This is a genomic window from Nitrosospira multiformis (assembly GCF_900111585.1).
GTDB lineage: Bacteria > Pseudomonadota > Gammaproteobacteria > Burkholderiales > Nitrosomonadaceae > Nitrosospira > Nitrosospira multiformis_B.
The window spans coordinates 115,127-133,709 of the sequence record NZ_FOHI01000007.1; the positions used below are offsets into that span (position 1 = coordinate 115,127).

General features: G+C 55.5%; 12 protein-coding genes. 2 read left to right on the top strand and 10 right to left on the bottom strand.

Annotated elements, in window-relative coordinates:
• Positions 1-385: 385 nt before the first annotated feature.
• The 10 genes from ald to BMW46_RS11520 form a co-directional block, all read right to left on the bottom strand.
• Positions 386-1,507, bottom strand: a complete 1,122-nt coding sequence (gene ald / locus BMW46_RS11470) for an alanine dehydrogenase (RefSeq protein WP_371113506.1) — start codon at positions 1,505-1,507, stop codon at positions 386-388.
• Between the two features lie 398 nt (positions 1,508-1,905).
• Complete coding sequence (locus BMW46_RS11475) at positions 1,906-2,691, bottom strand: dienelactone hydrolase family protein (protein WP_074708674.1); 786 nt, start codon at positions 2,689-2,691, stop codon at positions 1,906-1,908.
• A gap of 48 nt (positions 2,692-2,739) precedes the next feature.
• Positions 2,740-4,119 carry an NAD(P)(+) transhydrogenase (Re/Si-specific) subunit beta gene (locus BMW46_RS11480; protein ID WP_074708676.1) on the bottom strand — a complete coding sequence of 460 codons (1,380 nt, stop codon included), beginning with the start codon at positions 4,117-4,119 and terminating at the stop codon, positions 2,740-2,742.
• A gap of 3 nt (positions 4,120-4,122) precedes the next feature.
• Positions 4,123-4,428: an NAD(P) transhydrogenase subunit alpha part 2 gene (locus BMW46_RS11485; protein WP_011380496.1), complete on the bottom strand. Its 306-nt coding sequence runs from the start codon at positions 4,426-4,428 to the stop codon at positions 4,123-4,125.
• A gap of 105 nt (positions 4,429-4,533) precedes the next feature.
• Positions 4,534-5,661, bottom strand: a complete 1,128-nt coding sequence (locus tag BMW46_RS11490; RefSeq protein ID WP_074708678.1) for a Re/Si-specific NAD(P)(+) transhydrogenase subunit alpha — start codon at positions 5,659-5,661, stop codon at positions 4,534-4,536.
• 366 nt (positions 5,662-6,027) lie between these two features.
• Positions 6,028-9,606 carry an FAD-dependent oxidoreductase gene (locus BMW46_RS11500; RefSeq protein WP_074708682.1) on the bottom strand — a complete coding sequence of 1,193 codons (3,579 nt, stop codon included), beginning with the start codon at positions 9,604-9,606 and terminating at the stop codon, positions 6,028-6,030.
• A 272-nt stretch (positions 9,607-9,878) separates the two neighbouring features.
• Positions 9,879-11,162, bottom strand: a complete 1,284-nt coding sequence (gene cysN / locus BMW46_RS11505; RefSeq protein ID WP_074708684.1) for a sulfate adenylyltransferase subunit CysN — start codon at positions 11,160-11,162, stop codon at positions 9,879-9,881.
• A 139-nt stretch (positions 11,163-11,301) separates the two neighbouring features.
• Positions 11,302-12,237, bottom strand: a complete 936-nt coding sequence (gene cysD, locus BMW46_RS11510; protein WP_074708831.1) for a sulfate adenylyltransferase subunit CysD — start codon at positions 12,235-12,237, stop codon at positions 11,302-11,304.
• A 174-nt stretch (positions 12,238-12,411) separates the two neighbouring features.
• The gene (locus tag BMW46_RS11515; RefSeq protein ID WP_074708686.1) at positions 12,412-13,170 is read right to left on the bottom strand and encodes a phosphoadenylyl-sulfate reductase; all 759 of its coding nucleotides are present in this window, start codon (positions 13,168-13,170) and stop codon (positions 12,412-12,414) included.
• Positions 13,171-13,212: 42 nt separating this feature from the next.
• The gene (locus tag BMW46_RS11520; RefSeq protein WP_074708688.1) at positions 13,213-15,306 is read right to left on the bottom strand and encodes a nitrite/sulfite reductase; all 2,094 of its coding nucleotides are present in this window, start codon (positions 15,304-15,306) and stop codon (positions 13,213-13,215) included.
• Positions 15,307-15,491: 185 nt separating this feature from the next.
• Between BMW46_RS11520 and cysB the strand changes: the two genes are divergently transcribed.
• Both cysB and mutL read left to right on the top strand, forming a co-directional pair.
• Positions 15,492-16,418 (top strand): HTH-type transcriptional regulator CysB, encoded by a 927-nt coding sequence (cysB, locus tag BMW46_RS11525; RefSeq protein WP_074708690.1) that lies wholly within the window; start codon positions 15,492-15,494, stop codon positions 16,416-16,418.
• 312 nt (positions 16,419-16,730) lie between these two features.
• Positions 16,731-18,575, top strand: coding sequence for a DNA mismatch repair endonuclease MutL (gene mutL, locus BMW46_RS11530; protein ID WP_074708692.1), 1,845 nt, complete (start codon positions 16,731-16,733; stop codon positions 18,573-18,575).
• Positions 18,576-18,583 lie beyond the last annotated feature (8 nt).

The following is an 18,583-nucleotide window of genomic DNA, read 5'->3' on the forward strand; positions in this document are numbered from 1 at the left end:
CAGTGGTATGAATGCGGCGTGCGCCGACATGGAAAACGACTTTTTGTTTTATTATTATTGTGAGCGCGTGAAAATGCCAGACCCCGAGTAGTGAAGTCTGTCAGGGGCTCGGCTGACCTTAGCCTCTGCGGCGGACCGCGCTTGACCGGCTAGGAGTCCCAACCCGGCAAGCATCATGGCCAAGATCTCCATCTCCGGTATCGGAGAACCTTCCCAGCCCATATCATTCATGGCTTCATGATTCATTCCGCAAAATATTTGCCCAGATCAGGGGTAATGGCAGAGCCTGGCTTGCCAGGAACAACGGGGCGAACAGTATGACGAGAAATGTCGAGTGGATAAATTTCATTTTACCCTCCCGATATTTCCAAGGTTAGGATTTTGATCAGGCGTTCCCCAGCGCCTGCAAGGGATCGACATATCGCATATCAAATTCCTGCGCAATAGCGGGATAAGTGACCGATCCGCGATGCGTGTTCATTCCGAATTTCAATGCCGGATTTTTTCTCACCGCATCCACACCTTCATCCGCCAGCTGCACGACATAGATTGCCGTCTGAATACTAAGCGCGAAGGTACTGGTACGAGGAACGGCGCTCGGCATGTTCGCGACACAATAATGCACCACCCCGTCGATCTCATAGGTTGGATTGCTATGGGTAGTAGGTCGGCTTGTTTCAATGCATCCCCCCTGATCCACCGCCACATCGACGATGACCGATCCTCTTCGCATTTTCGGCAACATATCCGCCCTTACCAGCCAGGGGGTTCGTCCCCCCGGGATCAAAACCGCACCGATGACAAGATCGGCGTTGTAGACCGCTTCCTCGATATTGTATTCATCGCTGAAGCGCGTCTGCAATTGCCCGCGATATATGTCATCCAGGTATTTCAGACGGTCGTGGCTCACATCCAGCACGGTGACCTGAGCGCCACATCCCGCAGCCACGCGGGCAGCGTTCGTTCCCACGATGCCCGCACCGAGAATGGCCACGTTGGCCGCGGCCACGCCAGGAACACCGCCCATCAACACGCCTCGTCCCCCTTGTGTTTTTTGCAGATAGGTCGCACCGATTTGAGTAGCCATGCGTCCCGCCACCTCGCTCATGGGCGCCAGCAGTGGCAATTTCCCATCTGCGGTCTGCACCGTTTCGTAAGCCACAGCCGTAACGCCACTCGCGAGCAAAGCCTCGACAAGAGGGCGGTCCGAGGCCAGATGAAGATAAGTGAAAAGCATCATGTCCCGATGCAGGTAAGCGTATTCTGCAGGAGTCGGTTCCTTGACCTTGACCACGAGCTGTGCTGCCCACGCATCTTCCGCCCGGGGGACAACCGTAGCCCCTGCCAAGCGATATTCATCGTCCGAAAGAAAACTGCCTTCTCCCGCTCCGCTTTGCACTAGTACGCGGTGACCACGCCGCGTCAATGCTTTGACGTTGCTTGGAGTCATGCCGACTCTGTTTTCATGGTCTTTCGTTTCTTTGGGCAATCCGATCAGCATGGGCATATATAACTGGGGTAACTGGGAAATGAGGAAAACGTTTTTTGTGTATGACTGAGTCTGGAAAAGTTAGCAGGGACAGCGCGCAAATGTTGCTGGAAAGCCGCCTCTCATCTTCCTTTCAAGTATACAACCGACGTGAAATCACTCGAAAAAAATATTCGACCGGCGCCGCAACCGGTAAGAACTAGCCCGAATACTTCACCGGATCACGGGATAATGGGGTGAAGTGTTTTGGGAGTAGATTTGCGTTCCCGCGCCAAGCCAATAGTCGGGCCTATTGACACGAAGCGAGGGCGCGAAGATGCCCCAAAACACCGTCAGTGCCCGTGAAGGCCGATGATATAGACCGGATTTCAGCCTTGGTTGATCAGATATCGTGTTCATACCGCTTTCTACAATTGTCAGGCCGGTTGGGTGAAATATCCGGACTGGTGAGAACCGAGCAATTGTTTGCGCAAGTGCTGAAGCACAACTTCACGGGTATCGACTCCACCTTTGAGAGCTGTCGGATAATCCAGCGTGAGAGTGGAATGCGCTTTCCCCGGCACCGTAACAGAGTGAAAGCGCGGAACAGGTGACTCTGGAGCAGGCTGAAGTGAGGCTTCCAGCCGCTTGAATCGGCTCGCGGAACAAAGCGCATCGTCCTCGAAACGGAGTCCGAGTAACGACATCGTATCCCTGCGGCCGGACGCGAAGGACAGCGCTTCGGGTTCGACATCGAGCCCTTCGGGCTGACAGAGCGGCAAACTCGGCTGTGCGGCGACGGGTGCGAGGAGTGATGCCTCGAGCATCATGGCCAAAACGAATCCGCCCGTGTAACACATGCCAATAGCGCCCACGCCGGGACCACCGCACTCGGCATGTATTTTTCGGCACAAAGTCCGAAGCGGTATGGTGATAGTGCTCGATTTACCGGCCGCAAGTGTGTTGAATTCCTTCCGTATGCATACGAAAGGCGCTTTCAGCAGGCCCAGCGCCACAGACTGGAGGGGCCTGCCGAACAGAAGTGGCATGACGACGTGAAATCCTCGATCTGCCAGCCATTCCGCAAACTCGACAGTCTCCGAAGTAAGGCCCGGCAGTTCGTGCAGGAGGATAACGCCGTACCCTCCACCTTTCCGGAAAATCGGGAATGTATAACCGTCCGCAGCGAACAGTTCTTCCGAAAAACCCTTGATTGCGCTCACTGCGTCATTACATCCGGCATCATCCGATGCTGCTGGCGATGTTCGCCGTTATAAGGCCTTGACCATGTCTTCGACGACCTTCTTGGCATCCCCGAATATCATCATGGTCTTGTCCATGTAGAAGAGATCGTTGTCCAGCCCGGCATAACCCGCAGCCATGCTGCGTTTGACCACCATTACCGTACGCGCTTTATACGCATCCAGAATGGGCATGCCGTAGATCGGACTACCCGGCACATTTGCAGCTGGATTCACCACGTCGTTTGCGCCAAGCACAAGCACCACGTCGGTATTGGAAAAATCGCTGTTGATCTCATCCATCTCCAGCACCTGCTCATACGGTATCTCGGCTTCGGCCAGCAGCACGTTCATGTGCCCCGGCATGCGCCCTGCAACAGGATGAATGGCAAAACGCACATTCACACCTTTCTTGTGCAGCATTTCCGCCAGTTCCTTCACCGCATGCTGCGCCCTGGCCACGGCCAACCCGTAGCCCGGCACGATGATGACGCTGTCAGCATTTCCCATGATGAAAGCGGCATCGTCCGCGCTGCCGCTGCGGTAGGTCTTTTGCGTCCCGTCCCCTACCACGGCGGCTCCCCCCTCACTCCCGAACCCGCCCAGTATGACGGAGAGGAATGGGCGGTTCATCGCCTTGCACATGATATAGGACAGGATCGCGCCCGAACTCCCCACCAGTGATCCCGCGATGATCAGCATGGGATTGCCAAGTGAGAACCCTATACCGGCCGCTGCCCACCCGGAGTAGGAATTGAGCATGGAAATGACCACGGGCATGTCAGCGCCGCCAATCGGAATGATGATGAGAAAACCGAGCACAAACGCAATCGCGGTCATGGTGGCGAAGGCAGTCCAGTTCGTGGTGGCGCTGAAGAAAAACCACAGACCGAATCCAATCATGATAATCGCCATGGCCAGGTTGACCCTATGCTGACCGCCGAAAGTGATGGGTGCGCCACTCATCCGGCCTGACAATTTGAGGAAGGCTATCACCGAACCCGACCAGGTCATGGCGCCGATGAATGTACCAAGAAACAGTTCCAGCTTGCTGCCCATCGGCAATGTCTCGGGCAAACCAAAGGAAGCGGGATTATTGACAGCGGCGATGGCGATGAATACCGCCGCCAGACCGACGAGGGAGTGCATGAACGCGACCAGTTCCGGCATCGCGGTCATTTGCACACGCCGCGCCACAACGGCGCCGATGGCGCCTCCCAGCCCGATACAGACGATGATCAACGCCCAGTTCTTGGTGATGGTAAGCGTGGTAATGACCGCGATTACCATCCCGACGATCCCGAACTGATTCCCGCGTCGGGCGGAGAGCGGCGAGCTTAAACCTTTTAGCGCCAGGATGAAGAAAACCGAGGCGATAAGATACGCGAGAGCGACCGTATTTGCCGACATTGACTAGCTTCCTTTTTTATCTTTTTTTCTGAACATTTCCAGCATCCGCTGGGTAACAAGAAATCCCCCGAATACGTTGATCGCAGCCAGCGTTACCGCGGCAGCCCCCAGCCATACCCCCCAGTCGGTTTCCGCCGGCCCGGCGGCGAGCATGGCGCCGACGAGAATAATGCCGGAAATCGCGTTGGTCACCGACATCAATGGCGTGTGCAGGGCCGGGGTCACATTCCAGACCACGTGATAACCCACGAACACGGCCAGCACGAATACAGTGAGATTAATAATGGTTGGGTCAATTTCACCAATCATGATCGCTCCTTCTAATCTGTTAATTTTTTACCAGGACACGAACCGGGGGAGGAAAAGCAACGGTTAAAGCACAGGCGCTGCTTTTCAGCCCGGGGGCATGTTCCTTCAGGTTTTCCCGATGACTTCCCCGTTGGCGCACACCAGGGTTCCGGCGATGATTTCGTCTTCACGATTTATATTGAGTTCACCCGTCTTTGCATCAAGCATCAGGTTGAGAAAATTCATCAGGTTGCGTGCATACAGGGCGCTGGAATCCGCGGCTACCAGTCCGGGCAGATTGGCAATGCCGACAAGATGCACGCCATGTTTCACGACGACCTTGTTCAATTCAGACAAGGGACAGTTGCCACCGGCTTCAACCGCCAGGTCGACAATAACAGAACCCGGTTTCATCGCCTGCACCGTTTCTTCCCGGATCAGCACGGGGGCCGGACGGCCGGGAATCAGCGCCGTCGTAATAATGATGTCGGCCGCAGCGGCGCGCTGGTGCACCAGTTCGCCTTGGCGCCGTTTGTAATCCTCCGACATTTCGCGCGCGTATCCACCCGCGGTTTCCGCTTGCGCCTTTTCCTCGTCGCTGAGCGCAACCTCGACAAACTTGGCGCCCAGGCTTTCCACCTGCTCCTTGGCTGCCGGGCGCACATCGAATGCTTCGATTACCGCCCCCAGCCGTTTGGCGGTCGCAATGGCCTGCAATCCCGCTACCCCCGCGCCCAGAACCAATACTCTCGCCGCCTTTACCGTACCGGCCGCTGTCATCAGCATGGGGAAAAATTTCTGGTAGATGTTGGCCGCCATGATCACCGCCTTATATCCGGCGATGTTGGCCTGTGACGACAGCACATCCATACTCTGGGCGCGCGAAATGCGTGGCAGTTTCTCCATCGAAAAAGCGGTTATGCCGTGAGCGGCGAGCGCCTCGATGCCCTCCGCCTGATGCGGAGAAAGCAGTCCAACCAATACGGCATCCTTGCGCATCAATGCGAGTTCAGACGCTTCGGGCGCGCGCACCTTGAGCATGATCTGAGATTGGCCATACAGCTCGCCGGGATCGGTCACAATACTTGCGCCGGCAGCCTGGTATTCCGCGTCCGGTATGCTCGCGCCCGCACCCGCGCCGGACTGTACCAGAACGACATGCAAACCTTTGGCGGTAAATTTCTTGACCGTCTCCGGCGTGGCGGCAACCCGGGTTTCTCCCCCACGGGTCTCTGCCGGTATTCCTATATGCATGAATATCTCCCTTTATCTTTCTTGTATGCGCCACGCTCGGTGGCGAGGTGAAAAGCCCCTTGCACCTATCGCACAGCCCTATTCCAACAAAAACCCCGAATTATAAATGAACCTGGGCACAATGCAGTGCTCGATCAAATGAAAACCGATTCTTTTCTCCAACTTTCCGCCAGTCCTTTCTCTTGTAAGTGGGATCAGCGGACTTGAAAAGATCTCAATTGCGCGCTTCTGGTTATAACAATTCATGGAAGTGCAGAAGTGGAGGCGAGCTCTGCCGACAACGTTTTCATCGTCCGGCAGAACCGCCCGCAATTGTTTTGATTTGGAAAAGACCGGGATTCCCGTTTTCTGGAAAGGCGATGTTCCCTATTTAATGACGGGCTCCGCAGAAACTTCGAGTTCCGGCTGGCTCGTCTCTTTCAGGCAATGGCTGATCCAGCGGGTGGTCAATTTCTCCTGCACGCTGTTCTGGCGCAAACGCGATGCCAATCCGCTGAAATCGACCTGATCGAGCGGTTGATCCTGGTTGAAGCACGAAAACACATATGTAATTTCTCCGGTCTTCGGGTCCTTATGGGGTTGCAGGCATTGAGCGCAGATTTCTTTCATCATGCACTGCATAGGCGAGTTGATGGAGCCGATCGCGAAGTGATCCGTTTTCAGGTAGGGTTTCAACCGGGTATGGCGGGCCGCGCCTACAGCCGCCATCATTCTGTCGGAACCAATGGCAATGATGCGGTCGGCATCCGCCAGACGGATTTTCTGCGGTCCCAGGGCGCCGCTTCCGTAAGCAGCCATTGCCTCGACGATGTTTCCTACAAAACTATAATCGCCCGGCCTGGAAGGCGTGAAACCCGGTGCTTCATCGCAGCACCAGATCACCACGTCGGCCGCAGCCTCGATTTCGGCCACCTTGTAACGGTCGATCAGCTTCTTGTACCCTGCAAAATACAGGATTTTCGATCCCGCAGCCCGTGCCGCAGCACCGATGGAGAACAGCACGGCGTTCCCGAGCCCGCCACCCACCAATGCCACGGTCTCATCCGGCAGAATTTCTGTAGGCGTGCCGGTCGGGCCCATCAGAACGACAGGATCTCCCGGATTAAGTCTTGCACATAAATCCGCGGACCCGCCCATCTCCAGTGCAATGAGAGAAACCAGCCCGCGGGAAACATCCACCGAGGCGCCGGTAAGCGCAATGCCTTCCATCGCAAGTTTGGTATCGCCTGCTGTTGTGGCAAGCGTTGCAAAATTCTGGAAGCGATAGAATTGGCCCGGATGAAAGCGTTCCACTGCCATCGGCGCATGCACGACGACCTCCACGATATTGGGCGTGAGGCGTTCGACTTTGTGCACGGTTGCGCGCAGCCTGCCATTGATCTCTGCAAAAAATAGCCAGGCCGGCTTCGTGGAAGCGGGTGCCAGGCGTTCAAGCACGTGGCTGACCACGGGATAACCCTGCTTGGCGCTGGACATCGCTTTCACCACATTCCCCGAATAGGACGGATGCAGGTCGCCGAAGAAGCTGATGAAACGCCCATCCTCGTTACGACTCAGCAGTACGGTGGGATGCTCAGGCTTGGGATTCCCGCGTGCCGGATTTGCCGGATCGCCGTTTTCATCGCAGGCGGCAAAATAGCGTCCATGGAGCTTGAAATGTTTATCGTCCTCCCGCGCAAGCACCGTATTGGGCTGCGTTCCCGCCGCGACCAGAACAGCGCGGGCAGGCAATACGGCTTGCCCGGTTTTCTGCCAGGAGCCGGTTTCGTCGAGCGCCTGTACCGCAAAATGCACAGCCTTTGCATGCTCCCATCTATCGGTATCCACACGGACGGGAGTGAGCCCTTCGGCAAACCATATACCCTCCTCCATGGCTTTTTCGACTTCTTCATGGTTGAGCGTGTAGGAAGGGCTGTCGATGAGGCGTTTTCGATAAGCGATCGTCGCGCCTCCCCAGGATTGCAGCAACTCAAGTATTCGCGGGGCGCGTCCTTCCCGTTCCGCTTCCTTGCGCTCTGCCCGAATGGCGCGGGCATGGCTGAGAAACTCCTCGGCAATTTCTCGTTCTTCCTCATCCCAGGCCCCACGGATCGCTGCTTCGCCCTGGACGGCAACAAGAATTTCATAGCGGCGCAGGAACTTGTCCACTTGCACGGGATAGTATGCCAGTGCTTCGGTCGCGGTATCGATGGCTGTCAACCCCCCGCCGATGACCACCACCGGCAGGCGCAACTGCATGTTGGCAACCGAGTTGCTCTGAGCCGCGCCGGTCAACTGCAATGCCATCAGGAAATCGGACGCAGCGCGAACTCCCCGCGCCAGACCATTGGGCAAATCAAGCACGGTAGGACGTCCTGCTCCTGCAGCGAGCGCTACATGATCGAATCCCATGGCGAACGCATCGTCCGCAGTGAGTGTTCCGCCGAAGCGGACACCGCCAAAAAGCGCAAACTCTTCCCGCCGCTCCAGAAGCAGGCGGATCAGCTTGAGAAAGTTCTTGTCCCAGCGGACAGTGATGCCGTATTCCGCAACACCGCCGAAACCGCCAGGCATGCGCTCATCCAGATTCTCTGCCAGCTCATCCGTATTGCGGACGGCCCTGAACGGAACGTGCTCCCCCTGCTTGTTCACGCCGGAGAGTTCCGGTTCCAGGGGCTCGATCTTGAGACCATCGATTCCAACCACGGTATGACCGTCATTCATCAAATGATGCGCCAGGGTATATCCCGCTGGCCCCATGCCCACCACCAGCACCTTGCGGCCCGTCGGTGTCTTCGGCACAGGTCGACGCAGATTGAGCGGATTCCAGCGAGTCAGGAGGCTGTATATCTCGAATCCCCAGGGCAGTTCCAGGACATCCTTGAGGGTACGCGTCTCGGCCTGCGGGATATCGACCGGTTCCTGCTTCTGATAAATGCAGGATTTCATGCAGTCGTTGCAGATACGATGACCCGTGCCGGCACACATGGGGTTGTCGATGACAATCATCGCGAGGCCGCCTATCGCCACGCCCTGCGTCTTGAGTTTGTGAAATTCCGAAATGCGCTCTTCCAGAGGACATCCTGTCAGCAGCACGCCAAGCTGGCTTTTCTTGAAGGTAACAGGCTCATCGGGTGTTTTTTGTTTTTCTTTCATCCCCTTGGAACAGGAATCCTTCCCCTGTTCATGGCACCAGATGCAGTAATTCGCCTCATCCAGGGCTCCCACCAGATCGGTTCCCCGGTCGGTGAGGGAAAATCCTTCCCGGCGGCGTATATGATGAAGCTTGTGAATTGTATAACCTGCCGACGTGTCCGTTTCCGTTGACAATAGATGCAGGAAATCGAGCTTGGCGGGGGCCTTGAACAATACGCCAGTTGCATTGCGCTTCCGTCCGGCAGGAGTCTTCAACGCCCAGGCGGCATACAGCAAGGCATCCTTGAGGCGATCTTCATTCGCGCTCTCGTCCAGCAGCCACTCCGTCACTTTTGTTGCAAAAACCAGCTCTGAGAAAGGAGTGCCGAATTCGGCCGCCAGTTTTGCTTCCAGTGCAACGCCATCCACTGCGGCAGCATCCGCCTCACTGACCTTGTTCATGGCGCGCCGCTGGACGAACAGCCTCTTGCAGGAATAAAGGGGTGCGAGCTGATGATGACGTGCCGCAAGCGCTCCGGCTTCTTTCTCTATGCCGAATAGCTTGGCAATGAAATCCTCCATCCAGGGCGCGACTTCAATCAGCAGTGCAGCTTCTTCCTTGCGATCGAGATGATCGGGTTGGATTCGCGCATGCTCCAGACGAACACGTAGTCCCGGCTCTCCTTCATCGAGAAAACCAAGGAATGCCTGATCCAGTCTCACCAGCCCTTCCCGACGATACAGGTCGGCAAAAGCCATGCCAAACCCCAGCGCCGGAGATGGAACGTCAGATGCCTGTGCCGGGTGAAGCGCCGATTGTAAACTTGTCATGATAAAGTCATTCAAAAGTTATAAGTGAAATCAAAAAGGGGCAAAAATCATCAGCTATCAAAACTGATTACGTACGAAAAGTTTTATATCCCTTTTCAGTTTGTGCTTTTTCCCGCTTTAAAAATACAAAAGCGGCAAGGTCCTGTTCCCCTTATCCGCCCTTATCTCCCCATACGCCCTGTTGAGCTTTCCGGACTGCGTGTTGCTGCCAGCCCTGCAGCGCTAAAACACCCGCTACTGCTACTACCTGACAGCCCTCGGGCTTATCGACCCTAACCTTTTGAAGGACAGATCATTCCTGCGGCCACGGTATTGTTCGTAACCTCATCAATCACGATGAAGCTGCCGGTGGCGTGGTTACGCTGGTATGCATCCCATACCAAAGGTTGATGGACCTTGAGCGATACCCGCGCAATGTCATTCATTTTGAGAATATCAGCGGCTTCATGTTTCAGGGTATTGATATCCAGTCGATACTCTATGCGGGATATGACGGCTTTTACCAACCGTGTAGAGTGCTTGATCAGGTATTTGCGTCGGGGATCGAGGCTCTGCTCAGACAACCAGCACAGCATCGCATCAAATTCTTTTGTAACCTGGGGAAGCTGGGAAATTTTTACCAGCATGTCTCCCCTTGATATATCCAGATGATCTTCAATCGTCAGCGTTACCGACTGGGGCGCAACCGCATCCTCGACATTTCCTTCATAGGTAACAATCTCCTTGATGCGCGAAGTCAAGCCGGAAGGCAGAACCTGCACCTCCTCACCCACACTGATGGAACCGGATTCGATACGGCCCATGTAGCCCCGGAAGTCATGCCATTCCTCCGTTTGCGGGCGGCACACCAATTGCACGGGAAAGCGAAAATCTTCAAGGTTGATGTCATGGTCAACCGGAACCTTTTCCAGTAAATCCATCAACGTCATGCCTTCGTACCAGCCGAGGTTGTTGCCGCGCTCGACCACCATGTCGCCGTTCAGCGCGGACATCGGAATATAGGCGATGTTTTTCAGATTGAGTCCGGCCACGAAACGGTGAAATTCCTGGCAGATTCGTTCAAATACGTCCCGGGAGTAATCCACCAGATCCATCTTGTTGACCGCCACCACCAGATGAGGAATACCGACGAGGCTGGCGAGGTAGGCATGACGACGGGATTGCGTGAGCACACCCTTGCGCGCGTCGATCAGGATAATGGCAAGATTGGCGGTGGAAGCGCCGGTCACCATGTTGCGGGTATATTGCTCATGGCCCGGCGTGTCAGCAATGATGAACTTGCGCTTAGGCGTGGCGAAGTAACGATAGGCCACATCGATGGTAATGCCTTGTTCGCGCTCTGCCTGGAGGCCATCGGTGAGCAGCGACAGATCGACAGCCTCCATCCCGCGTTTGCGCGAAGTATGGGTGATCGCACTCAACTGATCTTCAAAAATCGATTTTGAGTCATGCAGCAAGCGGCCGATCAGCGTGCTTTTGCCGTCATCCACACTACCGGCGGTAATGAAACGCAATAACTCCGAATGATCGAAAGAAATATTTTCAATAGCTGACATTTAACACTCGTCTTGAAATTCTGCTTCCCCGTTACTTTATAAACTGAAACAAAGATGGAACAAGATCGGAGATTACCTGCTTTCCGAAGTTGTCATCTTAAAAAGGAAAACCGGAGTCGCCGGGAGATGGCAAGGCCTCTCAGAAATATCCTTCTCTCTTGCGCAACTCCATGGAAGCCTCCGATGTCTGGTCGTCCATGCGCGTTGCACCCCGCTCAGTAATTCGTGTAATCGCCGTCTCTGCAATGATTTCCCCAATCCCGACCGCTGCCGACTCCACTGGGCAGGTACAGCTCATGTCACCCACCGTCCGGAAGCGCACCATGAGATTTTCAACCTTTTCCCCTTCCTTTGGCTGAACCAGGTGAGATATCGGCAAAAGACCGCTGCCGCGCCGGATGACATCGCGCCTATGGGCGAAATAGATATGCGGCACCTCCAGCCCCTCGCGTGAAATGTATTCCCACACATCGAGTTCCGTCCAGTTGCTGATGGGAAATACGCGAATATTTTCTCCCGGATGAACTCTTGCATTGTAAAGATCCCATAATTCCGGGCGCTGATTCTTCGGATCCCATTGACCGAATTCATCCCGGAAGGAGAATATGCGTTCCTTTGCCCGAGCTTTCTCCTCATCGCGCCGGGCGCCGCCAATACACGCATCGAAACCGTGTTCGGCGATGGCATCCAGCAGCGTCACGGATTGAAAGGGATTACGGCTCTGATTTTCTGAGCGCAGCACCACCCTTCCCTGCTTGATCGAGTCTTCCATGCTGGCAACAATTAAGCGCTCACCGAGCTGTTTGACACGGCGGTCACGAAACTCGATCACTTCCGGAAAATTATGGCCGGTATCGACATGCATCAAAGGAAACGGGAAGCGTCCTGGACGAAAAGCCTTCTCCGCCAGACGCAAAAGAACAATCGAGTCCTTGCCACCGGAAAAGAGTAGAGCTGGATTGGCACACTCGGCGGCGACCTCGCGCATGATATGGATTGCTTCGCTTTCCAGTGCTTCAAGGTGGCTAAGTTGTCGCGCGACACGCCGCTTGATGACCACCGGTTCATTCTTCATCACAAGACCTGCAACCGGTCCTGCAACAGGTGCAAGTTCATCCATTTGATTCAAAATAACGTCCATCAAACAATCCCCATTCAGTTCAGGAGGCGCTCCACGCAATTCCCTTGTCTCTACTATCCCTGCTGTGCTCGCTGATGTCTTTTATTCCCGCTCTCCGGGACCCCGCATTCAATCTGAAACAGCCACATCCTTTACTGCCACGCCTAAATCGGCAGTGGTGGCGCTGGCGATATTATGGGGGCCGCGTTTTTTGCCAGGGTGCAGGCCACATTCCTTGATTTCCGGATCCTCCCACCACCAACGGCCCGCGCGAACATCCTCACCGGGGGTAATGGCTCGAGTGCAAGGAGCGCACCCGATGCTCGTGTAACCTTTGTCGTGCAGAGCGTTGTATGGCACATCGAACTGCTTGAGATACGTCCACACGTCAGCCTGGCTCCAGTCCAGCAAGGGGCTAAATTTTTGCAGGCCGTTCTCGGCATCGAACTCCGATTCGACCAACCCCTTCCGGGTGGGCGCCTGATCCCGGCGCAGGCCAGTAATCCATCCCCGCTTATCCCTCAAGGCGCGTTTCAATGGTTCGACCTTGCGGATGTGGCAACATTTCTTGCGCAAATCCACACTGTCGTAAAACGCATTGGGACCGTTCTGCGCCACGTACGCTTCCACTGCGGCAGCGTCCGGAAAATAGACTGGAATCCGGATGCCGTACCGCTCGGTAACCTGCTGCATGAGATCATAGGTTTCCTGCGGAAGCCGTCCAGTATCCAATGTGAACATTTCGATATCCGGATAATGCCGTGCAATGAGATCGGTCAGCACCATGTCCTCAGCGCCGAAACTGTTTGCGAAAGTGGCAGGCAAATAATCTTTCTGCACTCTCTCAAGCAGTGTTCGCACCTCTGCAATTTTTTGATCCAGGCTCATGTCCTCAACCAATTATTCCCAACCAATCATTCATCGAGTTAATCAGACGGTCGCCGATGAAGGCACTCGTCCCAACGCGGACTTCGCGGGAAGCGGCCTCGGCAGCGCACCCTCCAGATCGAGCCCACGGTCGAAATCCAGGCAGAACTGCGCGACCTCCATCGTCCATGTATCCAATTCGGCAAACCACTCGGTCAGGCGAGCGTCATTCAACTCTTCCGCAGGGCTCGCGAAATCTTCTGCAAATTTGGCCAACTGCCGGGACAGCTGCGGCTTGGTGGGCAGCAAACGTCGGAACTCCTCCGCTAAACCCGACAGATCGTCGCGCTTCTCGCCGCCAATCAGTTCCAGCGTGCCTTGCGCGAGCAAGCGCGCAATCTCTTCGGCGCACCCAACAGAATCGGCAAATTTCAGTTGAAACTTGAGCGCATCCCGATAATTGCGCTCATGTGCCGCTTCAAAAAAGCTCGTACCAGTCCTTGTCTGCACTATGCCGGCACACTCACCCCCGCCCAATTGCAACACCTTGAAATCAGCCTTCTGACCATGATCGCGTAGAACAGATTCCACTTGTTCGGGCTTGACCTCCACCAGATCCGCCAGCAGATCATTGAAATAGGCTTTATCCTTCCGATGCGCCCAGGAAAAGAATGGCTCATCCGCCTCACGTGTAGCTGAAAAAGCCGATTGCACCCGTTTCACCGCCTCCTCGATACGCGCTGTCGGTATCGATGGACCTTTGAACGCCAGCGCGCCGCGCGCCATCCCATTACCGCCGAAATACATCTGGTAATGCGGCACGAGTTTGCCGTGCATGCGCTTGCCTTCACCGTAGATGCCGATATCTCCCGCTTCCGGCTGCGCGCAGCCATTATGACATCCTGATACCCGTATCTTCAGGTCATGCTCACCCCCGCTCAGTTTAGGCCCCACGATCGTGCTGGAAGTGATTCCCAAACGGCACGTCGATGTTCCCGGACAGGCCACCACATCATCGCCCGCCTTCGGCACTCCCAGTCCCAATGCAGCAAGGGCAGCGCGCAGGGGCTCGATTTTGGCTTCGGGCACGTCTGACAGGAACATGTTCTGATCCTGGCTGGTGCGGATATCGGGCAACTCGAAGGTGTCACAGATATCGGCGAGGGCGCGCAATTGGCTTGCGTTCAGGTTGCCCATCGGCACGCTGATGGGGAATACATAGTAGCCTGCCTGTTTCTGCGGGAAAATACGGCGCGGGGCGCCAATGCCCGGCGCCTCCCCATCCTTGCCGGGGCTCCATTCACCTTTCGGGTAATCAATGTTTGCCAGTGCCGATTTGGTACGCACCAGCTCTTCGCGATATTTTTCGACAAACCCTTCAGGACCGAATTTGTCCACCAGAAACTTGATTCGCGATTTCGCGCGTTTGGTCCGATCCGAATAGCGGTTGTGCAGTTGAATCACTGCTTCCATCACCGCTAGCAGGTCCTTCTCCTCGATGAATTCTTCTACAACGATAGCTTCATGCGGCTTGTGTCCGAGCCCACCGCCCGCAACCACCTTGAAGCCGAAACGGTTGCCATTGCGTACCGCGATGACCCCGAGATCATGCATCATCCCCTGCGCACAATCAGCCTCGCACGCTGACAAGCTGATCTTGAACTTCCGCGGCATCTGCTGCGTCAGAGGATTGCGCAGCATATGCCGCACCGTTCCCTCCAGGTGATGGGTGACGTCGGTATGCTGGCGAGGACACACCCCGGAAAGCGGACAAGTCGTTATATTCCGTATCGTATTGCCGCAGGCCTCGCGGGTGGTCAACCCCCCTTCCGCCAAGTGGCGCAATGTGGCCGGTGTCTGCTCCAGGGGCACGTAATGCATCTGGATATCCTGGCGCGTGGTGATATGGACCACATCGTGCCGGGAGAATTTCTCCAGGGCGGAGGCGATCGTTCTCAGTTTCGGAGCGGATACCCGTCCGCCGGGCAGCTTGATACGCACCATGTTGACCCCTTCCTGCCGCTGGCCGTAAATCCCCATTTGGAGGCGGCCGGCAGTAAAGCGTGTAACATCCATTTTCAGATCGCGGTACTCCTGTACCGACTGATCGTACAAAGCTATTTCCCCGTCATTTGCGAGGTTATCCAGATAACCCATTTACACCCTCCACTATTCCACTGTGTATGCCATATCCCATCACCTCTCCCCGCTTCGCCTACGCATGCGAGGAGCAGGAAACCGCGCATGATGCATCGAAAACGCGATAATAGCAATGAACATATATATCGTGAAAGAATATTATGTTAGATTAACATAACCAAATATTATTTAGATCACGACTCATGAAATTGCAGCAATTACGTTATCTATGCGAAGTCGCCAACCAGGGCTTGAACTTATCCAAGGCGGCGGAAATTCTCCATACCTCCCAGCCCGGCATCAGCAAGCAGATCCGCCTGCTGGAAAACGAACTGGGGGTGGATATCTTTGTACGGAACGGCAAGCGGGTGGTTGAAACTACGCCACCCGGCCGGGCGATTCTTGAAATTGCCGAAAGAATGTTAAGAGACGCAAAAAACCTGAAGCAGGTGGGGCAGGAATTTGCCAATGAAGCCAGCGGCTCTCTGACGATCGCGACGACCCATACACAAGCGCGGTATGCGCTGCCTTCCGCAATTCAGCATTTTACTGCACGCTACCCCAAGGTGCGACTGGTTTTACGCCAGGGCAATCCGACACAGATCGCTGAACTGGTCACCTCCGGAGTGGCCGATATAGCGATTGCCACGGAAGCAATCGAACTATTCAGCGAACTCGTCATGCTGCCCTGCTACCAGTGGAACCGCTGTGTAATTGTTCCGCCCAGGCATCCGCTGCTCAAACTCAAGGAATTGACGCTGGAAGCAATCGCCGAGCACCCGATCATCACTTATGATTTTGCATTTACGGGCCGCTCGAAGATCAATCAGGCATTCGATGCAAAAGGCCTGATCCCCAATGTCGTGCTCACGGCGATTGATGCGGACGTCATTAAAACCTATGTGGAACTGGGACTGGGAATCGGGATACTGGCGCAGATGGCGTTTGAACCTTCGCGCGACAGGCATTTGAGAGCCATTGACGCCAGCCACCTGTTCGAACCCAGCACGACACGTATTGGTATCAGCCGCAACAGTTATCTGCGCAAGTACGTATATGATTTCATCGAAATGTTTGCCCCCCATCTGGACCGGGCAACCGTTGCGGCGGCCATGACCGAACGTCCATAAACGCTAAATGGCCATAGGGGGCATAGGGGGCATAAGGCACATAAGGGCACATATGGTATCGAACGGAAGCAGCGTTTCACCGTTCCCTTTTCACCGATCCTTTCGTCGGTTCTTCGCTCCCCTCACCTTCCTGTTAACCGCTTGTCCGCCTCTCCTGCCACCCCTTGCCAGCCGTCTTTAGTTGAAGCGAACGGGGAGCGTGGCAACGCGACACACGGGACAGGGAGCAGGCAAAAATCTGCCGGAGACTTGTTCAGGGCTTTCCGGCTCCGGGCAGTATAATGAAGCAATGCTCTGCCAACGTGATCAGCCATGAATGTAATCCAACCACTGCCCGATCTTCTCATCAGCCAGATTGCGGCAGGAGAAGTCGTTGAGCGTCCCGCTTCGGCACTTAAGGAACTACTGGAAAACAGCCTCGATGCGGGGGCAACCGAAGTAACGGTGCAGCTTTTCCAGGGCGGTGTCAAGCTTGTGCGGGTGGCAGACAATGGGGCGGGAATTTCCGGAGAAGACCTGCCCCTTGCCCTTGCCCGCCACGCCACCAGCAAGATAAGGACTCTGGAGGATTTGCAGAATGTGCCCAGTCTGGGTTTTCGCGGCGAAGCGCTTGCAAGCATCGCTTCCGTTTCCCGCCTGACTCTAATAAGCCGCAGTGCGGGAGATAAACACGCCTGGCGGATAGAGGCGGAAGCAGGACGACTCACCCCGCCTGAGCCTGCTGCGTTCGCCCAGGGAACAGCCGTGGAAATGCGCGATCTCTACTTCAACACTCCCGCCCGGCGGAAATTTCTGAAAACAGAAGCTACCGAATTTGCGCATTGCGAGAGCGTGTTCAAGCGTATTGCCCTGTCACGGCCTGGCGTCGGTTTCACCTTGCAGCACAATGGCACTGTACGCAGCCATTTGCGGACAGCGGATGCAAGACTACGCATTGCAGCAGTATTAGGAGATGAATTCAGGCAGGCCTCGGTATTCGTCGATGATCAGGCAGCGGATCTACGATTATGGGGCATAGCCGCACTCCCTGCCTACAGCCGGTCTTCTGGTGATGCCCAATATTTCTTCGTCAATGGGCGTTTCGTGCGTGACAAACTCGTTGCCCACGCCCTGCGCGAGGCCTATCGCGACATCCTCCATCTGGATCGGCATCCGGCGTTTGTACTATTCCTGGAAATAAATGGTGGCGGTGTGGATGTTAACGTGCATCCAAGCAAAACGGAGGTGAGATTCCGCGACCCGCGTGCGCTCCATCAATTCATCTTTCATACGGTTGACAAGGCTCTGGCCATGCCACACCTGACGAATGGAGCAGCAGTACCTGTAGCCGGGAAACTTCCTGAATTCACCCGGAAGGCAGCCGGAGAAGTGTCCGGTGCGCCTCCCGCTTATTCCCGGCAGGACGCGATTCCTTTTGCCTCGGCGCTGCCTCAGATAAAAGCGGCTCAACCGCAGGCGTTCTACCAGGTACTTTTCGGTTCGGATTCCGGTTCCGATGCCAGCGCTCGCCAGACTGGGTTCAATGGGCAATCTGCCTCCATGGAGCCGGAAGGGGCTATTCGGGAACCGGAAATCCCGCCCTTGGGATTTGCGCTGGCGCAGCTTCTCGGTGTCTATATCCTGTCGCAGAATGAAAGAGGCCTGCTTATCGTGGATATGCACGCCGCACACGAACGCATCCTGTACGAGAAACTCAAGTCGGCACTCGACAACCATACGCTCTCCATGCAGCCCTTGCTGATTCCGGCCGCATTCCGGGCAGATAGCCAGGATATCGCTACGGCAGAAGAAAACAGCGCTGTTCTGCGTGAAATTGGATTCGAGATCTCCCCGTTCTCACCGGCGATGCTCGCGGTACGGGCCGTACCTGCCGCGCTCAAGGATGCCGACGTGGTAACGCTCGCACGCGACGTGTTGAACGAAATCCGGGAATTTGGAGGGAGCCAGGTACTCGTCGGCAGGCGAAACGAACTCCTCTCCACCATGGCCTGTCACGGAGCGGTTCGGGCTAACCGTAGCCTGAGCATTCCAGAAATGAATGCACTGCTGCGGGAAATGGAAATTACCGAACGTTCCGGCCAGTGTAATCACGGCAGGCCGACATGGTTTGAGATCAGCCGTACTGATCTGGATAAGATGTTCATGCGTGGCAGATAAGAGAATGG

Excerpts from the sequence above, each read along its gene's own strand:
- BMW46_RS11500 (WP_074708682.1), bottom strand. The coding sequence starts at position 9,606 with ATGACAAGTTTACAATCGGCGCTTCACCCGGCACAGGCATCTGACGTT.
- ald (WP_371113506.1), bottom strand. The coding sequence starts at position 1,507 with ATGCCCATGCTGATCGGATTGCCCAAAGAAACGAAAGACCATGAAAAC.
- BMW46_RS11520 (WP_074708688.1), bottom strand. The coding sequence starts at position 15,306 with ATGGGTTATCTGGATAACCTCGCAAATGACGGGGAAATAGCTTTGTAC.
- BMW46_RS11480 (WP_074708676.1), bottom strand. The coding sequence starts at position 4,119 with ATGTCGGCAAATACGGTCGCTCTCGCGTATCTTATCGCCTCGGTTTTC.
- cysN (WP_074708684.1), bottom strand. The coding sequence starts at position 11,162 with ATGTCAGCTATTGAAAATATTTCTTTCGATCATTCGGAGTTATTGCGT.
- BMW46_RS11490 (WP_074708678.1), bottom strand. The coding sequence starts at position 5,661 with ATGCATATAGGAATACCGGCAGAGACCCGTGGGGGAGAAACCCGGGTT.
- BMW46_RS11485 (WP_011380496.1), bottom strand. The coding sequence starts at position 4,428 with ATGATTGGTGAAATTGACCCAACCATTATTAATCTCACTGTATTCGTG.
- cysD (WP_074708831.1), bottom strand. The coding sequence starts at position 12,237 with ATGAAGAATGAACCGGTGGTCATCAAGCGGCGTGTCGCGCGACAACTT.
- mutL (WP_074708692.1), top strand. The coding sequence starts at position 16,731 with ATGAATGTAATCCAACCACTGCCCGATCTTCTCATCAGCCAGATTGCG.
- BMW46_RS11515 (WP_074708686.1), bottom strand. The coding sequence starts at position 13,170 with ATGAGCCTGGATCAAAAAATTGCAGAGGTGCGAACACTGCTTGAGAGA.
- cysB (WP_074708690.1), top strand. The coding sequence starts at position 15,492 with ATGAAATTGCAGCAATTACGTTATCTATGCGAAGTCGCCAACCAGGGC.